Here is a 12,587-nt window from a genome sequence, read left to right as displayed (position 1 = left end):
GGTAGAACCTATTTTAGGAGGGAAAAAATGAGAACATCTAATCCAATGTTGAAAAAAGAGGCATTCCGTAAAGAGGGAGCAAGCGCTTCTGCGATGACGATTGGCGGAACAGTAGGCAAAACGTTTATTATGCTTATCTTGCTACTTGCAACGTCTGTCTATTCATACATACAGATGATGCAGGGGACGATGAAGATGCCAGTATTAATTGGTGCTTTAATCGTTGCAGCAATCATCGCATTTGCGTCTATGTTCTTCCCGCGTATTTCACCTTTTGGTGCACCAATCTATGCGGCGGTAGAAGGGGTTGTATTAGGTAGTATTTCAGCTGTGTATACAATGAAGTTTGGCGATTCTATCGTTTTAAACGCTGTATTACTAACAATCTCAATTCTATTTGCAATGTTAGTGTTATATGCAACGCGCGTAGTAAAAGTAACGGATAAATTCCGTACAGGCGTGATGGCTGCGACACTTGGAATTATGGTTATGTACTTAGTCGTATTTCTATTAAACATGTTTGGTGTAACGGTTCCGTACATTCACCAAGGTGGTACAATCGGTATTATTATTAGTGCAGTTGTTATCGTAGTTGCTGCATTAAACTTATTACTAGATTTCGATTTAATCGAAAATGGTGTACGTAGTCAAGCTCCGAAATATATGGAGTGGTACACTGCAATGGGACTAATGCTTACATTAGTTTGGTTATACTTAGAAATTCTTCGTTTCGTTTCTTACTTTACGAAAAATGACTAATAAAAAATCCTGCATGAAAAATGCAGGATTTTTTATTTTCAAAGATAGAGTGAAATTTTAATCAGTGAGGCTTATACTGCCTGTTAATGCAGGTTAATTTCAGTAATGGTATAATATGGTTGTAGATAACTCGAATTGAAGGGGGATGGAATATGATGAAAGAGAAGAAAGGAATTATGAAAAAACTATTTTCTAAAAGTTTTTTTATAGAACTAGAAGATGCTTTAACATATCCATCATCAGAAGTTATTACTTCAGCAATAGAAGGATATGCGGCCGAATGCAATGAAAGACTAAAACTTAAGAGTAAAATTAAACCGATTACTTTTTACTTAGAAAATGTAATGTACAACGTTGAGATAAAGATGGCTAGCGGTGGATATTACATATCCTGCAGTGAAGTATAAATTTTGAAACTTTACATGTTTAAAATATGTAAGGTTTCTTTTTTTCTTTTATAACATATAAAAGAATATTTTTCACTTTAAAATATATTATTTTACGCTTTTTACCCTTCATACATTTTTCTTTACAATAAAGAAAAATATGTGAGGTGGTATAACTTATGATGAATCGAGTTGTATTAATCGGTAGATTGACAAAGGAGCCAGAATTATACTACACAAAGCAAAGTGTTGCTTATGCACGAGTATGTGTTGCGGTGAATAGAGGTTTTCGAAATAGTTTAGGTGAGCAACAAGTGGACTTTATTAATTGTGTCGTTTGGAGAAAATCGGCTGAGAATGTAACTGAATATTGTACGAAAGGGTCTCTTGTTGGAATTACTGGACGTATTCATACAAGGAATTACGAAGATGATCAAGAAAAGAGAATATATATAACGGAAGTTATGATTGAGAGCATTACATTTTTGGAGAGAAGGCGGGAGGGCGCATCACAATAAGATGGGACTTTAAACAATGGGTTTGGGAGAATTAGGTGGAAAGAGAAAGTATGATGATGGAAAGAAATCAGCAAAATAAAGCATCCGAGTAGGTTTAGAGATGTGGAACATGTTACAATACACGTAAGAACACGCAATAAAGGAGAGTTTTTTACGTGAAGATTAAAGCAATTGAACCGACGCCAAGTCCAAATACAATGAAAGTTATTTTGAATGAAGTATTACCATCAGGAGCGCGTAATAATTATACAAATGAAAATAAAGAACAAGCACCAATGCAAGTGCAAGAAATTTTGAAAATTGAAGGCATTAAAGGTGTATATCATGTAGCCGATTTTTTAGCAGTGGAGCGAAATGCGAAGTATGACTGGAAAGTTTTATTACAACAAGTTCGTGCTGTTTTCGGTGAAGAGGTAGTAGAAGAAAGTGAAGAACAACAACTTGCTCATTTTGGGGAAGTGAAAGTGTTTGTTCAAATGTTCTTTACAATTCCAATGCAAGTAAAGTTAACAGATGGAACAACAGAAGAGCGTGTTGGCTTACCTGATCGTTTTAAAGAATCAATTATGAAAGTGCAAATGTCTGCACCAAACGTCGTAAAAGAACGTAAATGGGTGGAACAAAGTACACGTTACGGTAATTTTGAAGAAATAGGGAAAGAAGTAGTAGAAGAGATTGTTGCTGCTTATTCAGAAGAACGTGTAAATGAAACAGTTAAAGAATTATTAAACCAAGCAGGTGCTGTGGAAGTAACGATTCAAAAGCGTGAGCCATATAAAGTAACAGAAGAGATGATGAAAGATGCTGACTGGAAAAACCGTTTTGCAGCATTAGAACAAATGGATCCTACTGAAGAAGATATGCCAGTGTTGAAGATGGCGTTAGATGATGAAAAAGTTTCGATTCGCCGTTTAGCAACAGCGTATTTAGGTATGGTAAAAGGTGATGGAGTATTGCCGTTATTATATAAAGCGCTATTAGATCGTTCAGTAAGTGTTCGCCGTACAGCGGGCGATTGCTTATCAGACGTAGGTGATCCAGCAGCGATGTTCGTTATGATTAAATCTCTGAAAGATTCAAGTAAATTAGTACGCTGGCGTGCAGCGATGTTCTTATTTGAACTTGGAGATGAAAGTGCGATTCCGGCATTAAAAGCAGCGCAAGATGATCCAGAGTTTGAAGTAGCGATGCAAGCACGTCTAGCATTAGAGCGTATTGAAGGCGGAGAAGAAGCAAAAGGTTCTGTATGGAAACAAATGACGGAGTCTCGTAAAGGGGAATAATGTATGATTGTTTTCTATGATAGTTGGTGCCCGATGTGTACGGCGGTTGCAGAACGTACGAAAAAATTAGATAAAAAGGGTAAGATGAAATTTGTTTCATTTCGAGATGAAGATGTAGTTGAAAAGTATGAACTTTCTCAGGAACTACAAAGTAAGATGGAACAAAGATTGTATATTTTAAAAGATAATAAGTGGTATGACGGAATTCATAGCATACATGTATTAGCAAAGGCCGTTCCATCTTATTGGTTTGCCGTTCCTTTTATAAAACTATCTATCGTACTCGGATTTGGAAGTAAAGTATACGATTATATCGCTAATAATAGAAAACTTGTCCCAGTTGGACATTGCCGCGGTGGGGTTTGTGAAATCCCTACAAAAAAATGAAATCATCGTTATCTTTCTTTTGCACCTATTAATAGAGCGTGATATGATGAATTTGGAATGAAAGTTGAAGGAGAGATTACAAGATGTCAAATGCTTATGAAGAATACATGCGCCAAATGGTAATCCCAATGCGTCAAGAATTAGTGCGTTCTGGGTTTGAAGAGTTAACTACAGAAGAAGCTGTAACTGAATTTATGGAAAATACGGCAGGTACAACTTTAGTAGTTGTAAACTCAGTTTGTGGTTGTGCAGCTGGTTTAGCACGTCCATCAGCAGGTCAAGCAGTTGTTCGTGCTGAAAAACAACCTGATCATCTTGTAACTGTATTCGCAGGCCAAGATAAAGATGCTACTGCAAAAATGCGTGAATACTTCGGAGAAATTCCTCCATCTTCACCATCTATGGCATTATTAAAAGGAAAAGAAGTTGTTCACTTCATTCACCGTCATGAAATTGAAGGTGCAACTATGGACGAAATTATTACGAACTTAGAACAAGCTTTCGAAAAGAATTGCTAAAGAAGGGGGAGAGTAAATCTCCCTCTTTTCTTTATATAGAGGTGAAAAAATGATCGTAACAACAGCAGGAAGAACGAACAAAGAAATGACAGATTATGCAAGCAAGGTAGCAGCAGAATTAAATCGTTCTTTCGTTAAACGTAATGACATACCAGTACATAAACTGCATGAGCAGTATAAACAAGATGTACTTGTTGTAGGGAAAAACCGATTAGCTATTTATCCGAGAGGAACGGAAGAGTCGTTTTTCTTTCATCCAAACTCAGCGATGTTTCGTGTGAAAAGGTTAATGCGCGGAGAACAGGATCCGTTTGTACAAGCCACGCAATTAGAGAGCGGAATGACAGTGTTAGATTGTACGCTTGGCATGGCATCAGATAGTATTGTAGCTAGTTATATTGTTGGTGAAAGCGGAAAAGTAACGGGAATTGAAGGCAATGAGTATATGGCTTATATTATGAAAAATGGTTTGAAAACATGGTCTTCATCTGTTTCTGAAATTGATGAGGCAATGCAACGAATCAATGTGAAGCAAACGGAGCATTACGCATTTTTAAAACAATGTGAAGATAGTAGTTATGATGTCGTTTACCTTGATCCAATGTTCGAAGAAACTGTTATAGAATCAGATGGAATAAAAGGATTAAAACACTTCGCTTTGTATCATGATATTACTGACGAAACAATTGCAGAAGCGAAGCGTGTAGCGAGAAAACGTGTCGTTCTGAAAGATCATTTCCGTAGTTCTAGATTTGAAAAACATAATTTTCACGTATACAAAAGAAAAAGTGCTAAGTTTCACTTTGGTGTAATTGACCCTTGCTAATTGTTTGAAAAGATGTATAATAAGCAATAATTAATTAAATATACTGTCGGTGATGAAGAGAGTAGTCTTTTTTAGAAGGAAAGCGAGCTAGGGATGGTGTGAGCCTAGTGCGGAAGAAAAAGACGAAGCGCACTTCGGAGATGCTTCTTGAACGAATAGTAGAGTAAGCCGAGGCCCCCTGTCCTCGTTATAAACGGGAAAGTGGTTCGTAATGAACAACAAGGGTGGTACCACGGGTTTAAACTCGTCTCTTTTTTAGAGACGAGTTTTTTGTGTTTTAAAAAATAAGGAGGTTGTAGTATGGATTATAAAGCGCAGTTTGCGGAAAGTTTATCTAATATTTTCACGAATGAATTAACGCAAAAAAAAATTTTAGATTTAATTGAAACGCCGAAACAAGATGAATTCGGAGATGCGGCATTTCCATGTTTTTCACTTGCGAAGCAATATAAAAAATCACCAGCTATTATCGCAAAGGAAGTTGCGGAGAAATTAAGTGATCCATTTTTTACGAAAATAGAGGCTGTTGGCTCTTATGTAAATGTCTTTTTTAATCGTGAAACTGTAAGTGATGATGTATTAAAAACGGTTTTAGCAGAGAAAGAAGAGTACGGTCAAAATCACTTTGGTTGTGAAAAAACGGTAGTTATCGATTATTCCTCTCCTAATATCGCGAAACCTTTTTCGATGGGGCATTTACGTTCTACAATGATTGGAAATTCTCTGAAACATATCGCTGAAAAATGCGGCTATGAAGTTGTAGGAATTAATTATATTGGAGACTGGGGCACACAGTTTGGAAAGTTAATTACTGCTTATAAAAAATGGGGAAACGAAGCAGTAGTTAAAGAGGATCCAATACGTGAACTATTTAAGTTATACGTTCAATTCCATGAAGAGGTAAAAGACGACGAAGAACTAGAAGAAGATGGACGCGCTTGGTTTAAGAAATTAGAAGAAGGTGATGAAGAAGCTGTTGAGCTTTGGAATTGGTTCCGTCATGAATCATTAAAAGAATTTTCTCGTATTTATGAACTTCTCGGTGTTGAATTTACTAATTTTCAAGGAGAAGCTTTTTATAATAACTTAATGGAAGATTTTATTGGTATTTTAGAGGAGCATGATTTGCTTGAAGAGTCAGAAGGCGCGTTAGTCGTTAATTTAGAAGAAGAGGGAATGCCGCCTTGCTTAATAAGAAAATCAGATGGTGCGACGATTTACGCAACACGTGACTTAACGGCAGCGTTATATCGTCAAAACACATATGCATTTGATAAGGCATTATATGTAGTTGGCCCAGAACAAAGTTTACACTTCAATCAATTTTTCACTGTATTAAAAAAGCTTGGTTACAATTGGGTTGAGGGCATGGAACATGTACCGTTTGGGTTCATTTTAAAAGACGGTAAGAAAATGTCGACACGTAAAGGAAGAGTTATTTTACTTGAAGAAGTACTTGAGGAAGCAATAGCTCTTGCAAAACAAAATATTAAAGAGAAAAATCCAAACTTAAAACAAAAAGAAGAAGTAGCAAAGCAAGTCGGCGTTGGTGCAGTTATCTTCCACGATTTAAAAAACGAGCGTATGCATAATATTGAATTCTCATTAGAAAATATGCTGAAATTTGAAGGTGAAACAGGGCCGTACGTACAATACACACATGCACGTGCTTGCTCTATTTTAAGAAAAGAAAGTGTAGAATTTGAAACGTGTACGTTTGCATTAAAAGATGATCATAGCTGGAGCGTTGTAAAATTACTGAATAAGTTCCCACAAGTAATTGAGGCAGCCTTCAACAAAAATGAGCCATCAATCATTTCAAAATACGTATTAGATGTAGCACAATCGTTTAATAAATACTACGGTAATGTTCGTATATTAGAAGAGAGCGAAGAGAAAGACAGCAGACTTGCATTAGTGTATGCTGTGACAGTTGTATTAAAAGAGGGATTACGTTTACTTGGGGTGGATGCTCCTGAGGAGATGTAAAACAAATAGGTATACGTATCATAGTAGATATGTATGCCTATTTATTTTTATAGAAAATGTGAAAGCAGAAGTTTAATTTTATTAAATTTAAACTTTTCTAGAATTGTTTCAAGTGTAGGAATGTCCGTATTAAATGGAGAATTGTAATGTCATATATAAAGGAGGCGTTAAACTTGGAAACATACGATTGGAACAGTAAACTAACATATTTAAAAAATACGAGAGGTTTATATTACAATGACGATTATGTAAGATTTTTAGTAAATACAGTTTGGAAGATTTCTAAGCCAGTACATATCGTTGATTATGGTTGTGGATATGGTTATTTAGGATTAGTATTAATGCCATTACTTCCAGAAGGATCAAAGTATACTGGCATTGATAGTGGAGAAACATTACTAGCTGAAGCGAGAGAGTTGTTTCGTTTACTTCCATATGAGTCAGAATTTCTTGAGGGAGATGTCACAGAAGTTGAATTGAACGATACATACGATATAGCAATTTGTCATGCTTTCCTATTACATATGAGTTCGCCAAAAACGGTGCTACAAAAAATGATGCATTCAGTTAAAAGGGGCGGAAAAATAATTTGTTTTGAACCACACTGGATATCAAATATGTCTTCATATTATTTAAATGGAGAGAATCAATCGGAAATTATTAGGCTAGGTGCTTTGCAGCAGTTATTTGAAAGTGACATGCAGAGAAGCGGAAAAGATGGAAATATTGGTATGAAAATACCGATGTTTTTAAGTGAACTAGGCGTAAAAAATATTGAATGTAGAGTAAGTGATAAAGTGAACTTTTTAGATTCTAATATGCAGCATAATGATAAACAAAGTTTGTATCATTCATTAAAAGAAGAGGGGATTGCAGGGAATCCAGGTGATAAGAAGCAATTTATAGATCGTTTAATGACAAGAGGATTAACATATAATGGTGCGCTAGCTCAATATAAAGCTGAACTCCGATTTTTTAAAGCATTTCAAATGTACTCTTCTTTAGTATATGCTCCGAATATGAAAATTACATTTGGTGACATAGGATGTTGAAAGATAGCGATTTATTGAGGATTGTCACTATTTGTAAGTAAGTCGATATCCACCGTATGATCGCCGATATAATTGCATGTACTGATTTCAGCTTTCAATAGGTAAGATCCTCATGTTACGTTATTCCATATAATTAAACAAAATACAGAGAAAAACAATCATTTTTACTATATTTTGTTATAAATTCGAATAATATTAAATAATACTATCCATTATAGGAGATTTTAGTTGAATACCTACAATATGATGTGTAAAATCTAAGCAAGTAGCAGTGCAAATAAATATTCGAGGTGAATACATGCTAGATTTTAAGCAGTTAGATGCTTGTTTGAAAGACAAGAGATTTATAGATGGATTACAGGAAATAAATAATGAAATTTCATATATAAAAGAAAAGAATACTTTATCCTATTTGAAGAATTGGCTTGCTAGTGTTCCTTCACATAAGGAGTTTGACATATTAATACGTCTTACTGATGAAGGGCTTATGCACCAATACAGTTCATTCCTCATTCGCTACGCCTATAAAAAATTCCCAAATTTGAGAACGCTCTCTTTATATTGTGATGAGTTAATTGATGAGCGAAAAATACTGGAAGTAGAACAGTTGTTAAAAGACTCATTAGAAGAGGTAAATAAAGAAGAAATAGAAATTGATCTTTTAGCGAAAACATATTTTACGTTAGTACGATGTTTGTTGGAAATGAAACGAAATGAAGAGGCCCTAATCTATATGCAAAAGGCAGAGGAGTACAGTGCACGTGCCGTATTTGATAAATGGGGCTACGTCTATATGCATACAGGTGAATGGGAGAAAGCAGAAGAACAATTTATAGCTGGCATGCAGCATAAAGATTGTGAAGAGCTATCTACTTATTTATTATCACAGTTATATGCAAATCAAGGAGAACAAAAACGTGCATTACAGCTAATTGATGATGCGATTGTAAAGTTCCCGCAAGTACCATATTTTCATTTTGAAAAGGTAAAATATTTATTAGATGTAAGGAAGTATGAAGAGATGTTAGCGGTAATAGATAACATAAATAATCAGCTTCCTTATCATGCGTATAAAACTTACTTTGTACATATACGTGCAGAAGCGCTTTACAAAATGAATAAACTTGCAGATTTACAACAATTATTAAAAGAAGAAAAAAGTTTAAAAGAGTCTTTATATCATAATTTAGAAAAAAATCCAGATGGCAAAAAGGTTCATTTACCGATAGTTCCGATTGTACAAAAGGATAATTATTGTGTTCCGACAAGTTTAGAAATGATGTTGCAGTTATGGGGAGAAAAACGTACACAAGATGAAATAGCAGAGTTTATCTTTGATATGACAGGCTCGAAGTTTTCAGATACTGTTTCTTATTTAGAAGAATTAGATTATGAATATCGTTATTTTAAAGGGAATGAAGAAAATTATAAGAGACTACTGGATGAAGGGATTCCTGTTTTATTAAGTATAGATATTGAGCATGCTTCACATGTGCAAGTATTATGTGGGTATGATGATACGTTACAAGCTTTTTATGTTCAAGATCCGAACTTTATAGAACCCGTTATTGTGGAATATAGTAAGTTACAAGAGAAATATCGTTACACAGGGTGTTTAGCGATTACGTTTGTTCCGAAAGAAAAGAAGGAGCAACTAGCATTTTTAAATGAAGAAGAAAATCATTATTTTAAAACTATTTTTTCTCTTACGGATCATTTAGATGAACATGATAAAGAGGGGATTCATAACTTAGTACAATTTTTAAAAGAGACGAGTGATAATCCGAATACGTGGTTATATACGGTTAAGCATTTAGATGTTGAAGTAGATAATGAGTTTATTATATGTTGTATTGAAAAGTTAATGGAGAAGTTTCCGAACTCAGATTTTGTTAAATTGCATGGTGCGCAGTGTTTTATTCGCCTTCAAGAATTAGAAAAAGCAGGGCAAATGCTCGCGAGTGTTGAGAAGAAAAATAATCGTGCTTTATATCATTTAATAAACGGAAGATATGCTTTTGAACAGGAAAGTTATATAGAAGCGATTTCAAGTTTTCGTTCTTCGTTACAATTAGATGCAGATCAGCCGATTGCTTGGAGTTTTCTCGCTTTATCATATATGTATATCGACCAATCCGAAAAGGCGTTGCAGTTTTCTCATGTTGCTTTAGAACGTAGTCCAGAACGATTCACTTTAACGAATCACGGGTTAATATTAATAGATTTAGAAAGATATGAAGAAGCGTATGAAATTTTTAATGATCTGTTAAAAGAGTATAAAAATGAGGCACATGTATGGTATGAGCGAGCGAGATGTGCGCATCATTTAGGGAAATTACATTTAGCGATTAAAGGGCTTAAAATAGCGATTCACTTGGATAGTAATGCACCTTACATTTATACGAAACTTTCGGAAATATACGAGTCTGATTTGAAGGATGAGGAACGTACGAAAGAAATTTTATTAAAAGGTATTAAGAATTGTGACGATAAGGCACCATTATACGTAAAATTAGGTGACTATCATTTTCAAAATGATAGCCTGGAAGAAGCAGAAATATTGTATACTCGTGCTTTAGAAGAAAATCATGATGATGTTTATTCTCACTTTGGAATTACGCAAGTTTATATGGCAAGAGAACAATACAAGGAAGCTAAAGAATATATACTCGGTATTGAAAAGCAAATTGAAAAGAGCCAAGATTTTCTTATGAATGCGGGAATGGTTTTATGGGATGCTGAGGTTGAACTTGGTGGAAATGAAGAAGGATTTAAAGTAGCATTGTCCAAGTTAGAGAATGGTATAAAGCAGAGCGAATCTAATGTAGCGAGTACATTAGATGAATATGTGAATCGAATTAAAGGAACGGTATTTGTACAACGAGGAATAGCATTCTTAAGAACATTACACAAAGAAAGAAATGAAGTAAGTGAATACGGTTGTTATATAGGTATTTTATATGAATCTATTGGTCAGTATGGCCAAGCGATGAAAAGATATAAAAGGGCGATAGAACAAAAGGAAACCGCATTACCGTATTACCGAATTGGTGAAACACTTATGGCATTAGGGCAATTGACAGAAGCGAAACAAGCGTATGAAACCTGTTTAGAGCTTGATGGGAATTTCGTAGGTGTACATTTACAGCTTGCAGAAATATACGAAAAAGAAGAAAACCGTACTAAAGAACAAAGTCATATGGTTCAGGCGATGAAAGAAGAGCCGTTGCATATTAACATGGAATATTTGGCACAGCTTTCAGTAGAAATGAATCTTCAGGAAGAATTGCTGACTGAACTAGAACAATTAGCGGACGAAGTACCTGAAATATGGCGACTAGATGCGATTGCATATGTGTATGGAGCGATGGATGAAATAGATAAAGAACAGGCATGGATTGAATACGCGCTACAATTAGACGGTGAGCATACAGAAGTTCTATATCATTATGCAAAAGTGTTAGTAAAAAATAGAAATGAAAAAGCAATTGAGATTGCAATGAAAGTGATACAAAAAGATGTAAATAATGAACGTATATTTGATGCATATGTAAAAGCGATAGAACAACATAAAAAATTGTCTAACATACGAGATTTTCTTCATACATTAAAAGTGAAAAAGGCAGAAAGAAGTATGGTATTTATGTATGCTGCATCTGCGGTTACGGAAAGATGGATTGAACGTCAACAAAATGAACAGCCGAAAAAATCCATAATTACGAGAGCTTTTTATCGTATGAAAAACCGCGCGAAAGAAATTTCGATTATTACTACAATCATTGATTTATATGAAATTTCGTTAAAACTTAATCCGAAAAATAGTATGGTGGCACAGCGATTTGCACTGTTTTACGAGAATGTGGCGATGTATAAAGAGGCGATAGATGTATTGCAAACATCGTTAGAAAATAAATGGGATTACGATGTAGCGAAGCAACTTGTAAATCTTTTCATAGAGTGTGAGGAAGAAGATATGTTACGGGATGCTTCGGAAGTAACGAAGCAAATGGTTCGAGAGTTACCAGATGATTATGATACGCTTCTTTTACAAGCGCAAGTATTCTTTAAAATAGGGGAAGAAAGAAAAGCAGAAAAGATTACCTTACAATTAACGGAGCAAACACCGTTTGTAAGTAGAGCGTTTCTTGCTTTAGGAGAAATGTATCAAAGTCAAGAAAGGTTTGAAGAGGCGATTCATATATTAGAAAATGCTTCTATACATCATCCGAATGAAACAGCAATTCTTCTTTCTTTAGCGTCTTCATATCATAGTGCCGGCCAAACACTAAAGGCAGAAAAAATAACAAATGATGTATTAACAATGGATGCGAGTGATTTGTTAGCAAGATATGATCGTGCTTGTTATTTAGCGCAGTTAAACAGAAATGAAGAGGCAAAGGAAGAGCTTGAATTTGTTCTGCGTGAGGATGAGTCGGGATTTTTCGCTGAACTTATCGAGGATGATGAAAATTTAGCAGCATTGCGAGAATTTGAAAAGTAATTGTATAACAATCGCGAAAAAGGGCATAAATGAAAATATATTTTGAATTAGTTGACAATTCATTGCCCGATGGCATAAAATAACTTTTAACAAAGTATACAAATCTGAAGACGAGAAAGAGTAAAATAGTGTACTGTTCCCCAGAGAGCCGGTATGTTGCTGAAAGCCGGTGTTCAGACGTTATTTGAAAATCATCTCCGAGGAGCCGAGGCTGAAAATAAGTAAGCCCGGACGGATGTCTACCGTTACAAAGAACACGTATGACAGTACGTTGCTAAGTGCTATTAGTGAAGAGCTAATAGAATTAGGGTGGTAACGCGGGTAAACCCGTCCCTACTTTATAGGGACGGGTTTTTTGTGTGCTTTAA

Annotated in this window: 10 protein-coding genes and 2 other annotated features; all 10 genes read left to right on the top strand. The window is 35.1% G+C overall.

What is annotated here, in order from left to right:
- Positions 1–27 precede the first annotated feature (27 nt).
- The 10 genes from ACXVYO_RS15455 (at position 28) to ACXVYO_RS15410 (ending at position 12,219) form a co-directional block, all read left to right on the top strand.
- Complete coding sequence (locus ACXVYO_RS15455; protein ID WP_001260655.1) at positions 28–759, top strand: Bax inhibitor-1/YccA family protein; 732 nt, start codon at positions 28–30, stop codon at positions 757–759.
- Between the two features lie 152 nt (positions 760–911).
- Complete coding sequence (locus ACXVYO_RS15450) at positions 912–1,166, top strand: DUF4318 domain-containing protein (protein WP_458467697.1); 255 nt, start codon at positions 912–914, stop codon at positions 1,164–1,166.
- Between the two features lie 158 nt (positions 1,167–1,324).
- Positions 1,325–1,663, top strand: a complete 339-nt coding sequence (locus ACXVYO_RS15445) for a single-stranded DNA-binding protein (protein ID WP_458467696.1) — start codon at positions 1,325–1,327, stop codon at positions 1,661–1,663.
- A gap of 155 nt (positions 1,664–1,818) precedes the next feature.
- Positions 1,819–2,946, top strand: coding sequence for a conserved virulence factor C family protein (locus tag ACXVYO_RS15440; RefSeq protein WP_097864367.1), 1,128 nt, complete (start codon positions 1,819–1,821; stop codon positions 2,944–2,946).
- A 3-nt stretch (positions 2,947–2,949) separates the two neighbouring features.
- The gene (locus ACXVYO_RS15435; protein ID WP_458467695.1) at positions 2,950–3,333 is read left to right on the top strand and encodes a thiol-disulfide oxidoreductase DCC family protein; all 384 of its coding nucleotides are present in this window, start codon (positions 2,950–2,952) and stop codon (positions 3,331–3,333) included.
- A gap of 83 nt (positions 3,334–3,416) precedes the next feature.
- Positions 3,417–3,851, top strand: coding sequence for a BrxA/BrxB family bacilliredoxin (locus ACXVYO_RS15430; protein ID WP_000063705.1), 435 nt, complete (start codon positions 3,417–3,419; stop codon positions 3,849–3,851).
- A 49-nt stretch (positions 3,852–3,900) separates the two neighbouring features.
- Complete coding sequence (locus ACXVYO_RS15425) at positions 3,901–4,677, top strand: class I SAM-dependent methyltransferase (RefSeq protein ID WP_458467694.1); 777 nt, start codon at positions 3,901–3,903, stop codon at positions 4,675–4,677.
- Positions 4,678–4,717: 40 nt separating this feature from the next.
- Positions 4,718–4,932 (top strand) — a binding site (T-box leader).
- A 45-nt stretch (positions 4,933–4,977) separates the two neighbouring features.
- Complete coding sequence (argS, locus tag ACXVYO_RS15420) at positions 4,978–6,666, top strand: arginine--tRNA ligase (RefSeq protein ID WP_458467693.1); 1,689 nt, start codon at positions 4,978–4,980, stop codon at positions 6,664–6,666.
- 146 nt (positions 6,667–6,812) lie between these two features.
- Positions 6,813–7,718 carry a class I SAM-dependent methyltransferase gene (locus tag ACXVYO_RS15415; RefSeq protein ID WP_458467692.1) on the top strand — a complete coding sequence of 302 codons (906 nt, stop codon included), beginning with the start codon at positions 6,813–6,815 and terminating at the stop codon, positions 7,716–7,718.
- A 298-nt stretch (positions 7,719–8,016) separates the two neighbouring features.
- Entirely contained in the window at positions 8,017–12,219 is a 4,203-nt protein-coding gene (locus ACXVYO_RS15410) for a tetratricopeptide repeat protein (protein WP_458467691.1), read from the top strand.
- Positions 12,220–12,317: 98 nt separating this feature from the next.
- Positions 12,318–12,557, top strand: a binding site (T-box leader).
- Positions 12,558–12,587: the final 30 nt, after the last annotated feature.

The sequence above is a fragment of the Bacillus sp. BC08 genome, from assembly GCF_054326875.1.
This window is presented reverse-complemented; position numbering and strand designations above follow the sequence as displayed.